This window comes from Flavobacterium arabinosi (genome assembly GCF_048158725.1).
GTDB classification, from domain to species: Bacteria; Bacteroidota; Bacteroidia; order Flavobacteriales; family Flavobacteriaceae; genus Flavobacterium; species Flavobacterium arabinosi.
This window is the reverse complement of the sequence record NZ_JBLNKX010000005.1, coordinates 261535-282951: the sequence shown is the minus strand read 5'-3', so window position 1 is coordinate 282951 and position 21417 is coordinate 261535. Positions and strand designations below refer to the sequence as shown.

16 protein-coding genes are annotated in these 21417 nt (G+C 34.7%); 7 read left to right on the top strand and 9 right to left on the bottom strand.

Going from position 1 to position 21417, the window contains the following annotated elements:
• Window positions 1-69 precede the first annotated feature (69 nt).
• From ACM55K_RS12365 to ACM55K_RS12355, 3 genes are all read left to right on the top strand, one after another.
• Window positions 70-729, top strand: coding sequence for a response regulator (locus tag ACM55K_RS12365; RefSeq protein ID WP_416850561.1), 660 nt, complete (start codon window positions 70-72; stop codon window positions 727-729).
• A gap of 152 nt (window positions 730-881) precedes the next feature.
• A complete protein-coding gene (locus ACM55K_RS12360) occupies window positions 882-2363 on the top strand; it encodes an MFS transporter (RefSeq protein ID WP_416850560.1) in 1482 nt (493 codons plus the stop codon).
• A gap of 382 nt (window positions 2364-2745) precedes the next feature.
• Entirely contained in the window at window positions 2746-3150 is a 405-nt protein-coding gene (locus ACM55K_RS12355) for a hypothetical protein (protein ID WP_416850559.1), read from the top strand.
• Between the two features lie 223 nt (window positions 3151-3373).
• Here the strand turns inward: ACM55K_RS12355 and ACM55K_RS12350 are convergent, their stop codons facing one another.
• The 6 genes from ACM55K_RS12350 to ACM55K_RS12325 form a co-directional block, all read right to left on the bottom strand.
• Window positions 3374-3922, bottom strand: a complete 549-nt coding sequence (locus ACM55K_RS12350) for a chlorite dismutase family protein (RefSeq protein ID WP_416850558.1) — start codon at window positions 3920-3922, stop codon at window positions 3374-3376.
• Window positions 3923-4035: 113 nt separating this feature from the next.
• Entirely contained in the window at window positions 4036-4842 is an 807-nt protein-coding gene (locus ACM55K_RS12345) for an ABC transporter ATP-binding protein (protein ID WP_416850557.1), read from the bottom strand.
• A 21-nt stretch (window positions 4843-4863) separates the two neighbouring features.
• Window positions 4864-5751, bottom strand: a complete 888-nt coding sequence (ntrB, locus tag ACM55K_RS12340) for a nitrate ABC transporter permease (RefSeq protein WP_416850555.1) — start codon at window positions 5749-5751, stop codon at window positions 4864-4866.
• Window positions 5752-5860: 109 nt separating this feature from the next.
• Window positions 5861-7090 carry a CmpA/NrtA family ABC transporter substrate-binding protein gene (locus ACM55K_RS12335; protein ID WP_416850554.1) on the bottom strand — a complete coding sequence of 410 codons (1230 nt, stop codon included), beginning with the start codon at window positions 7088-7090 and terminating at the stop codon, window positions 5861-5863.
• 33 nt (window positions 7091-7123) lie between these two features.
• The gene (locus ACM55K_RS12330; RefSeq protein WP_416850553.1) at window positions 7124-8575 is read right to left on the bottom strand and encodes an alginate export family protein; all 1452 of its coding nucleotides are present in this window, start codon (window positions 8573-8575) and stop codon (window positions 7124-7126) included.
• A gap of 367 nt (window positions 8576-8942) precedes the next feature.
• Complete coding sequence (locus tag ACM55K_RS12325; RefSeq protein WP_416850552.1) at window positions 8943-9641, bottom strand: Crp/Fnr family transcriptional regulator; 699 nt, start codon at window positions 9639-9641, stop codon at window positions 8943-8945.
• A 230-nt stretch (window positions 9642-9871) separates the two neighbouring features.
• Between ACM55K_RS12325 and ACM55K_RS12320 the strand changes: the two genes are divergently transcribed.
• From ACM55K_RS12320 to ACM55K_RS12310, 3 genes are all read left to right on the top strand, one after another.
• The gene (locus ACM55K_RS12320; protein ID WP_416850551.1) at window positions 9872-13384 is read left to right on the top strand and encodes a molybdopterin-dependent oxidoreductase; all 3513 of its coding nucleotides are present in this window, start codon (window positions 9872-9874) and stop codon (window positions 13382-13384) included.
• Between the two features lie 68 nt (window positions 13385-13452).
• Window positions 13453-14892, top strand: a complete 1440-nt coding sequence (locus ACM55K_RS12315; RefSeq protein WP_416850550.1) for a rubredoxin — start codon at window positions 13453-13455, stop codon at window positions 14890-14892.
• Window positions 14893-14943: 51 nt separating this feature from the next.
• Window positions 14944-15492 carry an acyl-CoA thioesterase gene (locus tag ACM55K_RS12310; protein ID WP_416850549.1) on the top strand — a complete coding sequence of 183 codons (549 nt, stop codon included), beginning with the start codon at window positions 14944-14946 and terminating at the stop codon, window positions 15490-15492.
• 109 nt (window positions 15493-15601) lie between these two features.
• Here ACM55K_RS12310 and ACM55K_RS12305 read toward each other — a convergent pair whose 3' ends face one another.
• Window positions 15602-16042 carry an SRPBCC family protein gene (locus ACM55K_RS12305; protein WP_416850548.1) on the bottom strand — a complete coding sequence of 147 codons (441 nt, stop codon included), beginning with the start codon at window positions 16040-16042 and terminating at the stop codon, window positions 15602-15604.
• Window positions 16043-16426: 384 nt separating this feature from the next.
• On the opposite strand from ACM55K_RS12305, the gene katG reads away from it, so the two are divergent.
• Window positions 16427-18646: a catalase/peroxidase HPI gene (gene katG, locus ACM55K_RS12300; protein WP_416850547.1), complete on the top strand. Its 2220-nt coding sequence runs from the start codon at window positions 16427-16429 to the stop codon at window positions 18644-18646.
• Between the two features lie 730 nt (window positions 18647-19376).
• Here the strand turns inward: katG and ACM55K_RS12295 are convergent.
• Window positions 19377-20096, bottom strand: coding sequence for an RloB family protein (locus ACM55K_RS12295; protein ID WP_416850546.1), 720 nt, complete (start codon window positions 20094-20096; stop codon window positions 19377-19379).
• Window positions 20080-21408, bottom strand: coding sequence for an AAA family ATPase (locus ACM55K_RS12290; protein WP_416850544.1), 1329 nt, complete (start codon window positions 21406-21408; stop codon window positions 20080-20082). Before ACM55K_RS12290 ends, ACM55K_RS12295 begins: the two co-directional genes overlap by 17 nt.
• Window positions 21409-21417 lie beyond the last annotated feature (9 nt).

Sequence of the window (21417 nt, the reverse complement as noted above, 5' to 3'; positions counted from 1 at the left end):
GAATACGTATCTTAGCCATTATTTTTAGGTTAATATACGTAATAATCAGGTTTCAAAATTAAGTAAGTTATGAGTAGTACTATTCGAGTTGTTCTGGCAGATGATCATGTATTTGTAAGAGATGGTATCAAATCATTATTAGAAAATGAAGTCAACATAGAAGTTGTAGGCGAAGCTATGGACGGTTTAGAAGCACTAAAAATAGTAGAAACAAACAAACCTGACTTACTGATTTTAGATATTCGCATGCCTAATATGACCGGTATTGAAGTAGTTGAAAAACTAAGAAGTCAAAACAATATGGTAAAAATTGTTATGCTTTCTATGCATGAATCAGAAGAGTACGTATTAAAATCAATCAAAGCCGGAGCCGATGGATACTTACTTAAAGGTTCCAGCAAAGAAGAATTTCTTAAAGCACTTCAAACCGTTGCTAATGGCGGAAAATATTTTAGTGGCGACATCTCCTCTATATTAATTGGTCAGCTTAGTAATCCGTCTGGGGTAATGGAAACAAAGCATGCACTTGACGAAGAACTGATGATTACCAAAAGAGAAAAAGAAATTCTTAAACTTTTACTATCCGGAAAAGGGAATAAAGAAATTGCAGAAGCCTTAGACATCAGTAAGCGAACGGCAGAGGTTCACCGTTTTAATTTGATGAAAAAATTGAAAGTAAAAAATCTTATGGAACTTTCTAATAAAGCAACAGAATATTCTTTATTGTAATCTTTTTTTTGCAGAAGCATCTTTCTAACACCTTAAAGACTACGTATATTAATAAAAATTAAGTATAAATACTTAATTATTTTATTAAAACTGCGAAAACGCAGATTTAGACTAAGTTTTAGTACTTACATTTGTAAAAAAATATAAGTATTATGAAAAATTCAAACTCTTTATCACAATCCCATAAAATTTTGGTTTTAAATACACTTGCATTTACTGTATGTTTTGCTTGTTGGACTTTAAACGGTGTTTTAGTTACATTCTTAGTAGACAATGGAATTTTTAAATGGAGTGTTGTCCAAGTGGGCTGGCTTCTTGGTATTCCAATTCTAACAGGTTCTATTATGCGTTTACCAATCGGTATTTTAACTGATAAATTTGGTGGGAAATATGTATTCTCCATATTACTGCTCCTCTGCTCTATTCCTTTGTTTTTACTTCCTTTAGCTGATAGTTTTTTCATGTTTGCCCTTCTAAGCTTTTTGTTTGGTATGGTAGGAACAAGTTTTGCAGTTGGGATTGGATATACCTCTATTTGGTATCCAAAAGAATGGCAAGGTAGAGCATTAGGGATTTTCGGAATGGGAAATGCTGGAGCTGCTATAACTACATTTCTTGCCCCTTCTCTATTAAATCATTTTTCAATTGAAGATCCTCAAAATGGTTGGAAATTATTACCAGTAATATATGGAGCTGCTCTCGTAGTTATTGGTGTTGTCTTTTTAGTTTTTGCAAAAAACAAAAAAATAGAGAACCAAACCAAAACAGTTTCTCAAATGCTTCAATCCTTAAAAAGTGTTAGAGTTTGGAGATTTGGAGCGTACTATTTCTTAGTATTTGGATGCTTTGTTGCGTATTCACAATGGTTGTTACCAAACTTTATGAACGTATACCAAACTAGTCTTGTCATGGGAGGGTTATTTGCTACTATGTTCAGCTTACCTTCAGGGGTGATTCGTGCTTTTGGTGGTTATTTATCCGATAAGTTCGGAGCGCGAAAAGTGATGTATTGGGTATTAGGATCTTCAGTAGTATTAAGTGCTTTATTGATGATTCCAAAAATGGATATTACTACAACAGGTCCTGGTGTAATGGCTACAAAAAAAGGAACTATTACAGCCGTTTCAGACACTAATGTAAAAATTGGAGATAAAGATTTTCCTATCGCTCAAAAGGTGGAAAAACCTATGGAAAGCTCTATTTTCCCAACTCGTAATTCTTGGCAACAAGTTGTTGTAACCCAAAATCAAGAGGTGAAGAAAAAAGAACTGGTTGCTAAAGGAATTACCACAATCCATTTTGATGCGAACATGTGGGTATACTTAGTTTTAGTAATCCTAATTGGTATTTCTTGGGGAATTGGGAAAGCAGCAGTTTACAAACACATTCCTGAATATTTCCCGACAGAAGTTGGTGTTGTAGGTGGAATGGTAGGTATGATAGGTGGTCTTGGTGGTTTCTTTGGACCAATTATCTTCAGTTATTTATTGACTGCAACCGGAATTTGGTCAAGCTCTTGGGTATTTATCCTGCTATTCTCAGCAATCTGTTTAGTTTGGATGCATCTTACCGTAACTAAAATCATGAACGAAAAACAACCTACGCTATCCAGAGAAATGGAACGTAAAAAATAATACTTTTTTGAATGGGTTATTTGGGTTAAAAAAATTATTAATAATCACACCCGCAAACTTCATTTAAAAAAGAATAGCAAAACTTTCAATTCCTCTAGAAAGTTTTTACTTCATGCACAGACGTAACACTTTCTATTACGGTTTTACGTCTTGTGTAGAAGCTAAAAAATAAACCGCAAATTCGCAGATTTTAAAGCTGTGAGTTTGCGGTTTTTGTTTTTAATAGAATTAAATCTAACCGCAAATTTGCGTATCAGTAGTCATTGTTTTAATTGTATTTGAAATACATTTTAAATTAAGTGTATATTTGAGATTGATGATAAATACTTGTAGATTTATAATTTAGCAGCAAGTCGTTCTCCACTAAATAAAAGCAACGTAAATGAAAAAAATATTATCCTTTGGTATTTTATTATTAAGCATTAATTTCTATTCTCAAGAACTGACATGCGCAGATTTTAAAGTTGGGAATTTTGTAGTTAAAATGGATTCAGAAAAAAATCCCTACAAATTAATTAGATATGAAAATTATCAGATTGAAATTGTAAATAAAAGTACAAATGAAAATATTAAGTACACTAATAATTTGGAATGGATAGATGAATGTACTTATAGACTTAAATATGATGAAATTAAAATGACACTAAATGCATTTCAAAAATCAATAAATGAAAATGGAGTTTTGGTTAAGATGAAGAAAATTAAAGGTAAATATTTATATTTTGATTCCTTTTTATCATATGAAGGAAAGAAGATAAAACTTTCCGGAAAAATGTATAAAGAATAAGAACTTTTACAGAAGTCAAATTCATAGCAATCTATTACTACAAATTCAAAAAACAACAAAATATCTATGAGAAAAATCCATGCAAATGATTTAATTACAGATATTTATTAAATAAAAGAGACTAAAACCAAAATCAACTTTTAAACACCACACCCATATCTTCAATAGAGAATTTATCGGTTAATAAGCGTAGCAATTCATATCTTAACGCTAAGATCATCGTTCATATTCTGACCAATCTAATATCAATTTCTCTATCCACATAACTCCATTCTTCTGTTTTTCTAAGTGCTTCTAGAAGTTCTTCAAAAGCAGCGGCATCAGTTGGCGCATATTCAAACCAAGTCAAAAAATCAAAAGGCTCACCAATGTCTCTGGAATGAAATAACTTCCTGGCAATTGCAGGCAAATATTTCATCCCTGTTTGGGTATGTTGGGATTTATTTTCCATTATTTTTCTACGTTCATCTTGCGCTAAATTCCACCATGCTTCCGATTTTCGGATGGGAATAAATGCAGCTAAAGTAGCTTCTGAGCGGCCTAAATCTTCTTGAATAGCAACCAAGTTGTCTTTATCCTCCTTCTCCGTATACCGAAGGTTACTCACAATTCCTTTTAAGGTCCAAATTCCTTTATTAGATGGAACCAAAGAACTTGAAATCTTTTTTATACGAGAAACTGGCTCGATTGGTTCTCCTTTCAAAGCAATCATTGAAGTTACTTTCCACTCCCCGGTATGATCGCCTATAAAATCAAAAATTGTAGTATTCATATTGATTTATTTTTTACAATGAGTATTTAGGGTTTATATAAAAAATCCCTGAAATGGCTCAATATCTCAGGGATTCTTAAATTAACTAAACAAATTAAACCAAACCAAAAAAATTAACTTTTATATACCATATCCATATCTTCAATGGAAAACTTATCCGTTAACAGATGTAATAATTTATCTCTTAGCTCAATATATTCAGGCATTTTTACGATTTCAATTTTGTTTCGAGGTCTTGGTAAATGAACTTCTACAATCTCCCTAATGGTTGATGCAGGACCATTATTTAATACCACAATTCGATCTGACAAAAACAATGCTTCTTCAATATCATGTGTAATCATAACAATAGTTTTATCTCTATTGTTTAAGTTCCATAATTTCAATACTTCAATTTGCATAGTACCTTTGGTTAAAGCATCCAAAGCACCAAAAGGCTCATCCAACAATAATACTCCCGGGTTAATAGAGAAAGCTCTAGCAATGGCTACTCTTTGTTTCATACCACCAGATAATTGTCCAGGTAATTTATCTCTATGTTCCAATAAATTAACCATTTTAAGGTTATTATCCACAATTTCATGTTTTTCTTTCGTAGAACAATCCATTACTGAATCTACCGCTTGAAAAATATTTTCATGAACTGACATCCATGGCAAAAGAGAGTAGTTTTGAAAAACGATTCCTCTATCTGGTCCAGGGCCTTTTATTGTTTTTCCGTCTAATTCAACCGTTCCTCCTGTTGGAATAAGCATTCCGGCAATGGCATTCATGATGGTTGATTTTCCACAACCGGAGTGACCAATGATAGAGATAATTTCTCCTTTTTTGATGGATAAATTAATATTTGTTACTGCAACATATTTTCCTTTTGGAGTTGGAAACGAAATTTCCAAATCTTTTATTTCTAAATAACTCATAGTCGTATTTTTTAAATTTTATTAAGCTTTATAAGCCACTTTGTTTTCGATGAAAGTAAATAATCTGTCAAAAAGCAATCCTACAATACCAATGATGATAATGGCTGATATAACTTTTTCCAAGCTTAATGCATTCCAGCTGTCCCAAACAAAGAACCCAATACCTGCTCCCCCAGACAACATTTCACCCGCTACAATTACCAACCAAGCTACACTGATACTCAAACGCAATCCTGTAATGATGTGAGGCAAACTATACGGAATTAAAATTTTAGTCAAGTATCTCATTTTGGAAAATCCAAATGCTTTGGCAACATTTTTATGATCCTGAGGAATCGACGCCACACCAAAAGAAGTATTAATCAACGTAGACCACAAAGAAGTAATAAAAACAATAAATATGGTTGCCATTCCTGTATCTTTAAAAACCACCAAACCAATAGGAAACCAGGCTAAAGGGGAAACTGGTTTTAAAAGCTGAACAATTGGATAAAAAATTTGTTTACAAACGGTACTGGCTCCCATTAAAATTCCAATTGGAATAGCAATTAATGAACCTAACAAAAACCCCATCAATACTGTTTTTATCGAATTGAATAATTGCAATCCTATTCCTTTATCATTTGGTCCGTAGTCATAAAAAGGATCGCTTAACATTTCTTTCAAAACAGTTAAAGTAGCTATTGGGCCAGGTAGTGCATCTTTTGTATAATAACTTAATAAACTCCAGAATCCGCCAAAAACGAACAAACCTACACCTGCCAAAAGCAATGATTTCGATTTTACAAGTAAAGTATTTAATGCTAATTTGAGTTTATAATTTTCTTCTGTGACACTTTTTTTTGTCTCTGTTGAAACATTGATTTCTGAATCTAGTGTATCAATGGTTAGTGTGTTTTTATCAGACATGGTAATAAAATTTAGTTTAATTAAGGTATTTCTAATGTCTCACCCCTCCCGAAGTCTCGGGACTCTCTATAAAGAGAAGGGGTAGAGACGTTGTAATCTATTTTTTAATTTATCTTTTTACAACTTTTAAGTAAGCTGCAGGATTTGAAGGGTCAAAAACAGTTTTATCCATAGTAAGAGAAAAAGGTTTCATATCATCATTTGGAACTTTCACTTTCATGCTCTTAGCAACTTCTTCGTACAAATCTTGCAAGATTAACTTATCAGCAATTGCAGCATAATTTGGAGCTTCTTTCAAATATCCGAATCTTACAAACTGTGCCATCGCCCAAATCGCATATGATTTACGAGGATAATTAACCATTCCGCCTTTATGAAATAACATATAATCTTTAGCATAAACTTGTGTTCCTTGGTTACAACCTAAATTGTAATCTCCCATCAATCTAGCTTCAATTACATCAGCTGGTGCATTCACATAAGGTGCTCTACCAATAATTGCAGCCGCTTTTTTACGATTAGATGGATTATCCAACCAGATACAAGCTTCCATTACCGCTTTCATTACTTTTACTAAATCTGCTTTACGTTTTGAGCTGAAATCTTTGTTCACAACCAAAGCTTTTTCAGGGTGATCTTTCCAAATGTCTTGAGAAGCTACCTGTGTAAATCCAATTCCTTGTTTTACGGCAACACCTCCCCAAGGCTCTCCTACGCAAAACCCGTCCATGTTTCCAACCTTCATGTTAGCCACCATTTGTGGAGGAGGTATCGTAATAATTTTCACTGCTTTTTGATTCAAACCAGCGATTGACATCCAGTTACGCAACCACAAATCGTGTGTTCCTCCAGGAAAAGTCATAGCAAATGTCACTTCTTTTTCGGCTTTTAATTTGGCAGCAACTACTGGAGTTACTTTATTCATTTGTTTAAAACCTACTTTTCCACAAAAATCATTAGAAAGTGTAATGGCCTGACCGTTTACATTAAGCATCATGGCAATTTTCATTTCAGATCCAGCTTTACCACCAACTCCTGTGTATACTGAGAACGGCATAGAATACAAACAATGTGCTCCGTCTAATTCTCCTGTTAAAATTTTGTCACGAACATTCGCCCAAGAAGATTCTTTGGTTACAATAACTTCAACTCCGTATTTTTTAAATAACCCTAGTTCTTTTGCCATAACAATTGGCGAACAATCCGTAAGTGGAATGAAACCTAATCGTACAGGATCACTTTGAGCATTTATTGTTGTAAAAGCGGAACTCAATACGATCAACAAGGTCAACATAACTCTTTTGAAAACCCTTGTTATTTGTTTATTTGAATTTTTCATTTTATTTATTTTTTTAAAATTGAATACTTTAATTTATTTTTTGGCTAAAAAATTAGGTTTGATATTTAGCATTAGATAAGCAAATTGTGGGCTAAGATCCGGTGTTGTAACATTTTTAACCGCTGCTGATGCCATTGAATTGGTTGCTTTCATGAAAGAATATCCTGCTTCAATATTGATCATTTTAGTTAAATTGTATCTTACCATTAAGTCAACCTCAGTACCTAAATAAGAATCTAATTCTCCTCCAGCTCCATTAGACAAGGTGTTTGCTGCAGCAAAACCATGTATATCAGCAAAAAATGTAAGGTTATCTTTGGCATTGTATTTCATTTTAAAGAAGTAGTTCAATAATCCTTGTTTTCCAAAACCATTCGCTGCGTAGAAATAATCCATACTTCCCCAGAATTTGTGTGGTGTTCCGTACAATGGGTCAAAAAGATTGCTTTCTGAAGTCGCTGTTACTGCTTTTGTACCGTCAGTTCCTGATAAATAATCAATTCCAGGACCTACAAATAATTTTCTTCCTATTTGCAAAGTTGATGTTACCGAAGCCAAATTAGCACTTATAGATCTGCCGTCTTTGTCCTTACCCCCTTGATGGTACAAGCTTCCTGTAAGATTGAATTTTCTGGTAACATTAGTGTTGAAATAAAATCCTGTAGTATTGCGACTCCAAACTCCTTCTCCGTATACTTTGGTAGTTACAGCCGGTGTTCCAGCAGTAACATTAGTATATCTATTAAAATCATCTTTAAAGAATAAAAACGAGATATCTCCAAAAGAAAGTTTCTTCCCTATGTAAGCATACTGAAATGATTTGTACATGGTACCAATTCCATTTGTACCAGCACCATAAGCAGTAGGAACTCCATTATAAACTGTCCCAGCGTTAAGTTCTTTGTTTTGGTTAAATGCAGCTCCAACATCAGCAATCCATCCTTTGTTTGCAAATTTGAAAACAATCGCATCATGTCTTCTTCCTTGTTGCAACCAATCTAAGCCTCCTAATACTTTTTGGTCATCATAAGAAATTTCTTGACGTCCTACTTTTAAAGATAAATTTTGAATTGTGCTTATCGTGTCATTCAACATAATCTCTCCCCAAGCTTCATGAAGCATGATACCATTATTTGCTTCAGTAGTTGTTCTATTTATGGAAGAAGCGTCTTGTCCCCAAACACGCACATCTTGTAACGCCATAAATACTTTAAATCTATACCCTGTAAATCCTATATTTAATCTTGCTCTTTGAGAATTGAATAATGCTGCTTTGTCTGCCTCTTTTTGTAAAGTCCCTTGTCCTGCTCTAAATTCAGTTCTTTCTCTAATTTGTCCTGTTGCAGTAAATTGTGCTTTTGCTTCATTTTGGCTTAATACGGTTAAGGCGATTCCCAAGAAAAAAGATTTTGAAAGATTTACTTTTGAAATTTTTCTCATTTTCAAACCTTGAGTACCTAGTAATGTGGTTTTAAACTTTTGCATAATCATATGTTTTAATTAGTATGAAGCAAATTTACGTAAGTACTAATACTTAGATGCTATATAAAAAACAGACTGAAATGACTTTTTAGTACCAAAAAAACCGTGATTAAAGTGGTTTAACTCCTGCCTTTTGACAGATAATAGAAATTAAACCAGCAATAGCAGGGCTTGAGTAGTATCAAACACGTAGTAAAAAATACGTATAGTAAAAATTTATCTGATGAAAATCATGCCAATCGGCTTTTAAAAACATAAAAAGCGATTATTTATTCGAATAAAAAATTGGGAGATTTTTGTTTTCCAAAAGGAGACTACCTATTTGGAAGAAAAAAGGAAGAGAGAAAAAGGGAGCGATTTATTGGTGTAACTATTTATGTTCTTTAATTTCTGATTTTAATTTGTCGGTATTGACTAATCCTATTTTCTTACCGACAGTTTTAATGAGCAATTCTTTTTTTAAACTTGAAATCACCCGTATCACTTGCTCATCAGTAGTTCCGGCAAAATCAGCAATTTCTTTTCTGGACAGATCGAGCTCTATTACGCCATTCATCTGACCGAATTTTCTATGGATATATAATAAGGTATCAATTACGCGTTCCCTCACATTCATTTGTGCAATTTTGCGAATATTATTCTCACTTTTATTCAGCTCTTCCGCATAAAACAACATTAAGTCAAAGGTAAATTCAGGGACATTATGGAGTATTTCCAGCATGTCTTCATTACTAAAATTACATAACGTAGTATCTTCCAGCGCATAAGCACCTATAAGGTAGCGCTTACTGGTACCAAAACCTCTAAAACCAACCGTATCGCCATCTTTAGTTAATCGTACGATTTGTTCCCTTCCGTTAATACCTGTTTTTACCGTCTTTACTTTTCCTTTGTAAATAAAGTACAAACCTTGAATTGGCGCACCTTCAATGATAAATTGCTGTGCTTTTTTACAAGTAAAACTACGTTTTCTGTCAATGTAATTCTTCATTTGTTCTAAATGAATGTGTTTCTTAATAAAACAATTTTCATTTACACAAGTACTACAAATGGCTAATTCTTCTTTCATACGAAGCTAATATTTGTTTTTAAAAGAAATATGATGTCTCCTGCTGATGACATGCTAAAATTTAAAATCGTTCACAAAATGATTTGCTACTAAATATTTATTTTACTCAAAAATATAAAATAAAATCCATTTAATACGTATTAATACGTAAAAATACTTATTTTTACACTTTCGTAAGATAGAAACAGATCAATATACTAAGCTTTCATTATTAATAAAGAAATTCAATAATGCAAAATTCAGAAATCAAAACCACGTGTTCCTATTGTGGAGTAGGATGCGGAATTATAGTAACCAATGATTCTAAAAATGGAGTCACCGTTACAGGCGATAAAGACCATCCGGTGAATAGAGGCATGCTTTGTTCGAAAGGGATGAATCTTCATTATGTAGTAAATGATACCTCAGACAGAATTCTTTATCCAGAAATGCGATGGAGTAAATCACATCCTATGGAAAGAGTGAGCTGGGATACCGCTTTGGATCGTGCAGCTGCAGTATTTTCGTCCATAATAAAAAAACATGGTCCTGACAGTGTTGGATTCTATATTTCTGGTCAATGTCTTACGGAAGAATATTATTTGGTAAACAAACTGGTAAAAGGATTTCTGAAAACCAATAATATCGACACCAACTCCCGTTTGTGCATGAGTTCAGCGGTGGCAGGGTACAAAAAAACATTTGGTGAAGATTCTGTACCAATCGCTTACGACGATATTGAACTGGCAGATACTTTTTTGATAACAGGAGCCAATCCTGCTTGGTGTCACCCTATTCTTTTTAGAAGAATCGAACAACACAAGGAAAAAAATCCGAAAACAAAAATCATTGTTGTCGATCCCCGAAGAACGGATTCAGCAATAGCTGCCGATTTGCATTTACAAATCATTCCGGGTACTGACATTGTTTTATATCATGCTTTGGCCAAAAGGTTAATCGAAAAAGGATATGCCGACAATGATTTCATTAAGAACCACACTGAAAATTTCAAATTATATAAAGACCTAGTTCTTTCCAGTTCCTTAGAAAAAGCATCTAAACTTTGTGGCGTTCCCTTGAACGACATCAAATTAGCTGCTGATATTATTGGTAAAGCCAAAGGATTTCTTTCGCTATGGGCAATGGGACTCAATCAAAGTGCTATTGGCGTAGACAAAAATACGGCTTTACTGAACCTTTCCCTGTTAACAGGACAAATAGGAAAACCAGGCTCCGGGCCTTTTTCATTGACTGGTCAACCCAATGCAATGGGCGGTCGTGAAGTGGGTGGAATGGCCAATTTATTGGCTGTACATAAAGAATTGAATAATCCCGTTCACCGAAAAGAGGTAGCTGATTTTTGGGGAGTTGAAGACATATCTGAAAAACCGGGATTAACGGCTACAGAGATGTTTGAAGCTTTGGAATCTGGAAAAATGAAAGCGATTTGGATTATTTGTACCAATCCAATGGTAAGTTTACCAGACTCCCGCAGAGTGGAAAAAGCGCTGGCTAATGCCAAATTTGTGGTGGTTCAGGATATTTCCCATAATGCAGATACGTCAAAATTTGCCGATTTATTATTGCCGGCAGCGGGTTGGTTAGAGAAAGAAGGAACCATGACCAATTCTGAAAGACGAATTTCTTATTTGCCAAAAGGCATCAATGCACCAGGGGAAGCATTACCCGATGTGGAGATTCTGACTCGTTTTGCTAAAAAAATGAATTTTACTGGGTTCAATTTTAATAGTACCGAAGATATTTATAAGGAACATTGTCTAATGACAAAAAATACCAACATAGATATTTCATTTTTAAATTACAATCGTCTAAAAAACGAAGGCACTTTTCAATGGCCTGTTCCTGATTATGGACATCCTGGAACTCCTCGTTTATTTACCGATAAAAAATTCTATACACCTTCGCAAAAAGCCATTTTTAATATCCCGACGGCTATTGAAAATACGTCGGAACAACCAAATGATAAGTTTCCATATATTCTAACCACGGGTCGTATAAGAGACCAATGGCATACGATGACAAAAACGGGAAAAGTGGCTCGATTGATGACGCACATCCCGAGTCCTGTTCTTGAAATAAATCCTATTGATGCCTACAAAGCGTCCATAAATAACGGAGATATTGTTGTGGTAACCAGTAAAAATGGAACTGTTCGTGTAAAAGCCAAAGTTTCAGACACCATTAGAGAAGGTGTGTTATTCTTACCGATGCACTGGGGAAAACAGTTGGAAAATGATTTAAACAGAACCAATAATTTGACTAATACGCTTGTAGATCCTGTATCGAAAGAGCCTGACTTTAAATTTACCACTGTTTCTGTTGCCAAATATGTAAAACCTTTCGAAAAAATCGCGGTTGTAGGTGCTGGAGCAGCAGCTTTCCGATTTATTCAAAACTACAGGGAAATCAATACTTCTGATGAAATTATTGTATTTTCAAATGAAGAAAACCCATTTTACAACAGGGTTTTACTACCGGAATACGTAACTGCGGAACTTTCTTGGGAACAGCTTTTGAAAATAAAAGACGAAGCTTTAAGTAAGCTAAATATCACCATGAAATCGGGTGTTTCAATTGATAACATTAACACCAAAGAAAATATAATTCTGGATAGTGATGGCATTACCCATTCTTTTGATTCTTTAATATTAGCAACCGGAAGCCGACCTTTTATTCCTGAAAATGCACAATTGCATTTACCGGGACGATTCACAATCAGAAAAAAAGAAGATGCGGACCGATTAAAAAACTATTTGGATAACACTAATTTAGTTGCAGAAGAACAACATGTAGTTATCGTAGGTGGTGGATTATTAGGATTAGAATTGGCTGCAGCCTTAAAACATAAAAAAGTAAAAATCACGATAATTCAAAGGGCTTCCCGATTAATGGAACGTCAATTAGACCGAATTTCGAGTAAATTACTTGCCGAAGAAGTACAACTGCGTGACATTCAAATTTATTTTGATAATGAAGTCAGCACCGTATTCGAAACAGACAATCCAAACGAAATAGAAATCGCCCTAAAAAGTGGTCGAATTATAACTGCCAATGCCATCGTTTATACCATTGGTACTATTCCAAATATAGAATTAGCCAAAGAATCCGGAATTTCCTGTGGACGTGGTGTAAAAGTAAATCAGTATTTACAATCGTCGAATCCAAATGTATTTGCTATTGGTGAAATCGCAGAATTCAACAATCAATTATTTGGAATTACTTCGGCAGCTGAAGAACAGGCTGATGTATTAGCGAATTATATGGCCGGGGATATCAGCAGTTTTTATAAAGGTTCCGTTTTAATGAATATATTGAAACTGGAAGACATTAATTTATGTAGTATTGGTGAAATAGAAATCCCGGACAATGACGATTCTTACGAAGAAATTGTGTTTGCTGATTTAGGAAAAAGATATTATAAAAAATGTATCGTCAAAAACGACTTGTTAGTAGGTGCTATTTTGATGGGCGATAAAAACGAATTTGCTGAATTCAAAACCATGATTGAAAGCAAAATTGAATTATCCGATAAAAGAAATACTTTATTAAGAGGAAGCTCAAATACTAAACCGGTAATAGGCAAATTAGTTTGCTCTTGTAGCCAAGTAGGAAGCGGAAATATTGAAGAAGCCATAAAAAGTGGCGTGACCAATTTCACCGAATTATGCAAAACCACAGGTGCTGGATTAGGTTGTGGAAGTTGCAAAACTGAAGTTAAAGAAATCTTATCAAAATGTAAATAATAGTTAACAGTATTCCGTAATCAGCTAACACCTGATAACTAAACACTGTAAACTGAAAACTAAAAAATATGGAATTGACAAGACTAATAGTAAAAGGAGGCGTGATTTCACCAGGTGAATTACGAGTAATTGTAAATATGGCTTTAGAACAAGGACTGGATGCAATTTCCTTCGGTTCTCGACAAGACATTATATTTCCTAAAGGCTTCACTCCTATTGAAAAGGAAAAAACAGGTAAGAACTATTTTGTTTATCCCAATGAAAAAAGTGGAAACAACATCGTTTCTTCCTACGTATCCACAGATATTTTTAGAAATACCCCTTGGCTTACGGGAAATAAATTTTTATATATTTTAGAGCAATTTAAAGAACAACCCAAGCTAAAAGTAAACATAACCGATCCAAAACAACAGTTAGTTCCTTTATTTACAGGGCACATCAACTTTATTGCTTCGGATCATGAAGATTATTGGTTTTTATATATCCGTTTGCCAAAATGGGATAAAATGGAAATGTATCCCGTACTGATTTACAGTTGGAATATCGCCGAAATATATTATGCCATTGAAAAAATACTCGAAGAAGAACCAGATTCTGTGGACATGATTTTTCAATTGGTCAGCGATGCTTTGGATACCAATAACAGAACCATTGACAAACCTTTAAACATTCCTTTCTATCCATTTCCTTACTATGAAGGAATGAATCGATTGGGAATTGATCAATATTGGTTGGGATTGTATTGGAGAAATAATCTATACGATTTAGACTTTTTAAAAGAAATGTGCGATTTGTGTTTTGATTGCAAAATTGGTAAAATATGTATTACGCCATGGAAGTCCTTTATCGTAAAAGGGATTCCAAAGGAAAGAAAATTAGATTGGGAAAAATTCTTGGGTAAAAAAGGAATTAACGTTCGTCACTCTTTATTGGAACTGAACTGGCATTTACCGGTTGCGATGGAATGGGCTTTAAATCTTAAAACTTTTCTGGTTCGAACGCTGGATCAGTTTGACATCAGTACCTATGGCCTAACCTTTGGTTTATCAGAATACAATCGTGAAGGACATTATTTCACTTCGATTGTAGTCGAAAAAAATGAATTACCAAAAGACTTAGAATCCATCAAAATCAGAGATACGTATAATGTTTTGTACGCCAAAAATTTTGATCCAAATACCAAAGAATATATTGTTCATGCACAAGATGTAGACAAACTAGAATTACCAACCATTTTGATTGAATTGAGTAGAAAATATTTTGAAGATTTAGGAAATTTAGTTGTTGAAGTAAATAAAACAGCGACCAAAAAAGAAAAAGCTGCACAAGATATTCATCAATGTCCGGAATGTTTGACTTTATACAATTCAGAATACGGCGATGTTACTCAAGGAATTGAAAAAGGGACTTTATTTAAAGACTTACCTGTAGACTATTGCTGTTCCTTATGTGGATCTCCAAAAAGTAATTTTATAGTATTGACAGGAGAAAAACTGAATACTATATAACTTAAGCTGTAAAAGAAAATACTCTTTTTTAAAAACAATAAAAATCAACATATGAATACTGGTTTCAAAACGGTGAGTTCTTCTTACATTACAATTTCCGAATTAATGCTGCCTTCACACACTAATTTTAGTGGCAAAATACATGGAGGTTATATATTATCATTACTCGATCAAATTGCTTTTGCCTGTGCTTCAAAATTTTCCGGAAATTATTGCGTAACTGCTTCTGTAGATACCGTGAATTTCTTAAAACCTATTGAAGTGGGTGAATTGGTAACCATGAAAGCCAGCGTAAATTACGTAGGAAGCAGCTCTATGATTGTGGGTATTCGTGTGGAATCAGAAAACATTCAGACAGGAACCGTTAATCATTGTAATTCGTCCTATTTTACAATGGTTTCCAAAGACAAAGACGGAAAAAAAGCAGCCGTTCCCGGATTACTTCTTACTAATCTAAAAGAAGTGAGTCGGTTTCAAAATTGTGTAAAACAAATCGCTTTAAAAAAAGAAAGAGAATATCAAAAGAGCATTGCAACTTTTGGATCTATAGAAAGTATTTTGAGTTTAAATCAATATAATGTTAGTGTGGAATTGCAGTAAATATTAGTATCTAAAATTAAAAAGCAACTCTTTGCTGCTCCACTAAGTAAAAAAGCCCCTCAAATAGATTACGTTTGAGGAGCTTTTTATTTTTTTTGCCTAGTTTGTACTAGTATTTCTTTTCACTTTCAATTACTTCTTTCAATTTTTTTAATACCATTTTCCAATTTTCTGTTGAATGATTCTTTTCTTTTTCATTAGAAATATTATCCTGAGAAAGAGTAATGACTGTTTCATTGTCTTTTTTTTCTATTTTGTAGGTGACAAGATTATAGTTCTCCGGTTTATCTTCTTTTCCTGACATAGAACTCAAATAGGTACTTTGGAATATTTTTTCAGGTTCTATTTTTTTTATAATTCCTTTATCGTGATACTTTTTTCCTTCGTATTCACCATTGTAAGTAATTGTGCTTCCTTCCTTCCAATCTGAGGAAACATCTGTTCCCATAAGATATTTTTTTATTAATTGCGGTGTTGTTATTGCTTTCCAAACTTCTGCAGGAGTACCATCAACGCTTATGGAGGTCTCGGCAATTAGTGTGTTTTTCATTTTAAATTGTTTTATTGGTTAATTTATAATGATCATTTGATGGGTTGTTTTGATTTGTCATAACCACCCCATTTACAAAGGTATTATTATTTAAAAGCGAAACTCTTATATAATTAGCCCAAAAAATTCCATCATTCACATAGTGGAATTCACAATTATAAGAAAAGTCAATTTGGCTATTATTTCAGAAAAATATTTTCACAAACTATAAGTCTTATTTTGTCTACACTCTTATTGACGAAGGTTTTAGCAATGAATTTCGTTGACTGCATAAAGGATTTTAGTTTCAACTATAATTTTTATCTATTAAAAAAATAATTTGTATACTAAAAAATAGGTAAATTAGCATTCAACCTATATAAAAACAAAAAATTCAATCATATTATGGAAAATGACAATAATGGGAACTCTTCAGAAAGTAAGTGTCCATTTTCAGGAGGGACTTCAAAAAAAACCGCAGGTTCTGGAACGAGAAACAATGACTGGTGGCCCAATCAGCTGAAATTAAGCGTCCTACGCCAAAACTCTTTCCTGTCCAATCCTATGGGCGAGGAGTTCAACTATGCGGAGGAGTTCAAGAGTCTGGATCTTGATGCGGTAAAAAAAGACCTCTTTGATTTAATGACTACTTCTCAAGAATGGTGGCCAGCAGATTTCGGTCACTACGGACCGTTCTTCATTCGTATGGCTTGGCATAGCGCAGGTACGTATCGCATCGCGGATGGCCGCGGCGGTGCGGGTTTCGGCACACAACGATTTGCGCCACTGAACAGTTGGCCTGACAATGCAAACCTCGATAAAGCTCGTTTACTGCTATGGCCAATCAAACAGAAATATGGTAAGAAAATTTCATGGGCTGACCTGATGATTCTTACCGGAAACTGTGCCCTGGAATCGATGGGCTTCAAAACCTTCGGTTTCGCCGGTGGACGTGCCGATGTTTGGGAGCCTGCGGAAGATATCTATTGGGGTTCTGAAGGAAAGTGGCTGGATGATAAGCGCTATACCGGTGACCGCGAATTAGAAAATCCTCTCGCTGCCGTTCAAATGGGGCTTATCTATGTGAATCCTGAGGGACCAAACGGAAACCCTGATCCACTTGGGTCTGCACGTGACATTCGGGAAACTTTTGCCCGCATGGCAATGAATGACGAAGAAACTGTTGCGCTTATTGCCGGCGGTCATACGTTCGGGAAAACCCATGGTGCTGCCGACCCAAACCAATATGTAGGTGCTGAACCTGCAGGAGCGAGTATTGAGGATCAAGGCTGCGGCTGGAAAAATACATTTGGCAGCGGAAATGGAGAAGACACAATTACCAGCGGACTTGAAGGTGCTTGGACTACTACACCTACAAAGTGGAGTAACAATTACTTCGAAAACCTGTTCGGCTTCGAATGGGAGCTATCGAAGAGTCCAGCTGGTGCGCATCAATGGAAACCGAAAGCTGGTGCAGGTGCCGGAACCGTTCCGGATGCACATAATCCGTCAAAGAGTCACGCGCCAACCATGCTTACCGCTGACCTCGCTTTGAGAGTGGATCCTATTTACGAACCCATTTCAAGATATTTCCATCATAATCCTGATAAGTTTGCAGATGCCTTTGGTCGGGCTTGGTTCAAATTGACACACCGCGATATGGGTCCAATAGCACGCTATCTTGGTCCAGAAGTGCCTACGGAAGAACTTATCTGGCAAGACCCTGTTCCTGCCGTTACGCATCAACTAATTGATGATACTGACATCGCTACACTTAAGGCAAAAATATTGGAGACAGGACTAACTGTTTCCCAACTGGTAACTACTGCTTGGGCTTCAGCATCAACTTTCCGCGGTTCCGATAAACGTGGTGGCGCAAACGGTGCTCGTATTAGATTGGCACCTCAAAAGGATTGGAAAGTTAACAATCCGGGTCAACTGGCAAAAGTGCTGGAAACGCTTGGAGACATTCAAGCAGCATTCAACAGTACTCAGTCTGGTGGTAAACTGGTTTCAATTGCTGACTTGATCGTTTTAGGTGGTAGTGCCGGTATTGAGAAAGCAGCGCAGCAAGCAGGTCACTATGTATCGGTACCTTTCACTCCTGGACGAGCTGATGCATCACAAGAACAAACGGACGTGGAATCTTTCGCAGTCCTAGAACCTGAAGCCGACGGTTTCCGCAATTACGCTAAGACTAAATATACGGTATCAGCAGAGGAAATGCTTGTGGATAAGGCGCAACTGCTGACCCTGACAACACCAGAAATGGCCGTTCTTGTGGGTGGTATGCGTGTTCTAAATGCCAACTTTGACCAGTCACAAAACGGTGTTTTCACGAAACGTCCAGAAGTGCTGACCAACGATTTCTTTGTGAACCTACTTGATTTGGGTACAACTTGGAAAGCTGCTTCAGAAGCTGATGATTTGTTTGTTGGTACTGATCGTAAAACAGGCGGATTGAAGTGGATTGGAACTCGTGTTGATCTTATTTTTGGTTCGAACTCTGAGCTTAGAGCTATCGCTGAAGTCTATGGTTGTGCCGAATCTGAAGATAAATTCGTAAAAGATTTTATTGCAGTCTGGACTAAGGTGATGAATTTAGATCGTTTCGATCTAGCTTAATTACAGCCTTATAATATAGTACTAAAGGTGGTCTGGTAACGGACCACCTTTTTTATTTGCCTTTTGCCCTGCTTTTCTCCATTTTAAGCTACATTCCATTTTGCTTCTTTTTTAGTATTACACAAAATAATAAAATTCGCTCTCTACCAGTATTCTTCTTATCATTTTTATGGTATCGTTACCGACAAAGGAGAAATCTAAAACCAAATTCGATATTCTAGTTTTTTAAAAATTTAGTTTCAAGGCAGAAACAGAAAACTACTGTAAACTAGACGGTTATCTTTAGGAGCAGAATGATTGGCGTTTTCAAGAACAAATTCTCCTGCTGTGCGCTGTATCTCTTCGCTACGCTACGAGGATGCCGCTTCCATCAGGGCTAAATATCACGAACTTTTTTCATAATACTGTTTCCACAATCTAGTCATTGCGAGGAACGAAGCAATCCCACTTAAATAGGCCTCTCAAAAGTAAGAACTAACTACAAAATACTTTTTATGAAAAAAGCTTATAATTGCTTCATGAACCGCGTTACAAACGCTTCGTTTTGCACATATAATTAAAGTAGATACTCGTTGAAAATGAGCACCAGAGATAGTGGACAAACGAGCACCAGTGTAGCCTAAACTTTCGGTTAAGCAGTGTTTTTCAAGTACAAAACTAACTTCAAATTAAGCCTAAACCCTCTATATTGCCAAACGGCGGTTACTGCTGGCATTCTTATCAAGTGGTATTAAATATATTTTAATAGTTCTTCAACAAGTCGAAATACTGTAGTTGATGATTCTTCATTTGCTGGATTGGTATGGTCAAAACGATTGTAATTCCTTTCAGCTCTTTCTATTGCTAATCGCTTTCTTTCTTTGCTTGTTTTTTTGTCAAAACCATCAAGTATCTCAAAAAAATCTTCGTTTATTATTTTATTGCCCTCTCCATCATAGCTTAAACCGAATGGTTTTAAAAGTTTATTGATTTTATCGTTGTAGTCAGTTCTATTCATCCCTCCACCTTGATGATCGTCGAGATGAAGAATTAGCCAGTATTCAAAGGCTTGATTTGAATAGGCAATACCAAAATTTTTCTTTTTGGCAAGATTGATTGCGTCAATAAAATTTTTTGCCTGCTGAGGATTGTCAGGTTTTGGGTCTGCATCAAAAACGCACCAAACTTGGTCATATGATTTTTCTTTAGAAAGCTTAACAGCTCTTTTTACTAATGAAATTGTATTATAACCTTCTCCTATAGGTTTTATTGTTGCGGATGTTAACTTAAATTGTCTAAAATATGATGGTTCTGTGTTTTCTCCTTCGCATACGATAAGTATAGTTGGTTTTACAGTTTTAGTAGCTTCGATTCTTGATAAATCGGGTTCTCCTCTTCTTTTTGCCTTTAATGACTCTTTAAGTGCCTTCCTCGATTCCATTTGAACCTCCCTTTTATTTTTCATTTTCATCTTTTCGCAATGAATTTGAGTATGTTAAATTGTCAAAAAATCCTAGAAAAGGAATGGCTCCATATTTTCCATTGATATAGTTTTCTTCAAAAGCTTCTGTTTTTCTTACTTTATCAGATTTAAAATCAGCTAATGAGTATAATTGAGCTTCTCCAAATTTATTTTTTTCAATAAGCCAAATTTGATCTCTTCTGAATAAACCAGAACTTAACAAATTGGTATCGTGTGTATTAAATATAATTTGTGCATTTTTAGGATTTAATTCTTTAGAGTTGAAAAGTGAAACGATTTTACAAACCAAATTAGGGTGTAGTTTTGAATCTAACTCATCTGCAAATAGAATTCCACCAGTTTCTAGTACGTCAATAAGTGTTCCTGTTAAGTACAAAAATTTCATTGTTCCGTTCGATTCATCTCTTTGAACCGAAAATTTCACTTCTCCGATTTTCTTTTGATCAGAGTCAAATTTGGTGTGAAGAGTAGAAACATCCGAAAAAGCCTCTGGATCAATATGCTTAACTGATTCTTTTAATTCTTGAAATTTCTTTTTAACTTCCTCACTTAGTCCGTTAATATTAAATTCTTCATAGTTTATATCTTGGATTCCAAAATCAGCGGCCTTTAATAGTTTAAGAACCTTAACTTTTTCATTTTTATCTTTAATTTTTGCTATTGTATTGTTTTTAAATCCAGATTCTTGAAGGCCTGAAATTATATTTAGTTCCTGAAACCAAGTTAAAACTAAAGTAGCGGTTTCTTCGTTAAATTGTGAGGATACTGAAAGTAAAAGTGCATTATTTCTAACTAATCCTTCTTTAATAATGGTTTTGCTTTTAGTGAAACTTCTAGGATGTGTCTCGAAATCTTGAAAATCTCTGTAAAAAAGTTCAACTTCTTTTGCTTTAGTTTTATGAAATAGCCATTCAGAAACTACTTGTTTTTTGTCTACTTCAAAACCATAACGATACATAATATTTCTAAACGTAAAAATAACTTCAAATTCAGTTGGTGAATTTTCTGTTTCGCTGTTAAGTCTATACGGTTCTACTGAAATAGGTTCTCCTTTTTGACTATCTTTAGAACTTTTAGTTACAAATTGTTGCATAAACATTAAAGCATCGATGAACTTACTTTTACCACTTGCATTAGCACCATAAACAACAGCACTTTTTAAAATGTTTAAATTAAATTTATTGTCTTCAGTAATATTATCTTCCTTCCTAGTATCTTTATCGTAGTTTGATGCTAAAAGGTTTAATGTAGCCTTTTCTTTAAAAGTTCTAAAGTTTCGCACCGAAAATTGAATCAGCATAATTTATGT

What these genes read in the sequence shown, in the direction of transcription:
- ACM55K_RS12365 (WP_416850561.1), top strand. Translation starts at nt 70, where the DNA reads ATGAGTAGTACTATTCGAGTTGTTCTGGCAGATGATCATGTATTTGTA.
- ACM55K_RS12360 (WP_416850560.1), top strand. Translation starts at nt 882, where the DNA reads ATGAAAAATTCAAACTCTTTATCACAATCCCATAAAATTTTGGTTTTA.
- ACM55K_RS12355 (WP_416850559.1), top strand. Translation starts at nt 2,746, where the DNA reads ATGAAAAAAATATTATCCTTTGGTATTTTATTATTAAGCATTAATTTC.
- ACM55K_RS12350 (WP_416850558.1), bottom strand. Translation starts at nt 3,922, where the DNA reads ATGAATACTACAATTTTTGATTTTATAGGCGATCATACCGGGGAGTGG.
- ACM55K_RS12345 (WP_416850557.1), bottom strand. Translation starts at nt 4,842, where the DNA reads ATGAGTTATTTAGAAATAAAAGATTTGGAAATTTCGTTTCCAACTCCA.
- ntrB (WP_416850555.1), bottom strand. Translation starts at nt 5,751, where the DNA reads ATGTCTGATAAAAACACACTAACCATTGATACACTAGATTCAGAAATC.
- ACM55K_RS12335 (WP_416850554.1), bottom strand. Translation starts at nt 7,090, where the DNA reads ATGAAAAATTCAAATAAACAAATAACAAGGGTTTTCAAAAGAGTTATG.
- ACM55K_RS12330 (WP_416850553.1), bottom strand. Translation starts at nt 8,575, where the DNA reads ATGCAAAAGTTTAAAACCACATTACTAGGTACTCAAGGTTTGAAAATG.
- ACM55K_RS12325 (WP_416850552.1), bottom strand. Translation starts at nt 9,641, where the DNA reads ATGAAAGAAGAATTAGCCATTTGTAGTACTTGTGTAAATGAAAATTGT.
- ACM55K_RS12320 (WP_416850551.1), top strand. Translation starts at nt 9,872, where the DNA reads ATGCAAAATTCAGAAATCAAAACCACGTGTTCCTATTGTGGAGTAGGA.
- ACM55K_RS12315 (WP_416850550.1), top strand. Translation starts at nt 13,453, where the DNA reads ATGGAATTGACAAGACTAATAGTAAAAGGAGGCGTGATTTCACCAGGT.
- ACM55K_RS12310 (WP_416850549.1), top strand. Translation starts at nt 14,944, where the DNA reads ATGAATACTGGTTTCAAAACGGTGAGTTCTTCTTACATTACAATTTCC.
- ACM55K_RS12305 (WP_416850548.1), bottom strand. Translation starts at nt 16,042, where the DNA reads ATGAAAAACACACTAATTGCCGAGACCTCCATAAGCGTTGATGGTACT.
- katG (WP_416850547.1), top strand. Translation starts at nt 16,427, where the DNA reads ATGGAAAATGACAATAATGGGAACTCTTCAGAAAGTAAGTGTCCATTT.
- ACM55K_RS12295 (WP_416850546.1), bottom strand. Translation starts at nt 20,096, where the DNA reads ATGAAAATGAAAAATAAAAGGGAGGTTCAAATGGAATCGAGGAAGGCA.
- ACM55K_RS12290 (WP_416850544.1), bottom strand. Translation starts at nt 21,408, where the DNA reads ATGCTGATTCAATTTTCGGTGCGAAACTTTAGAACTTTTAAAGAAAAG.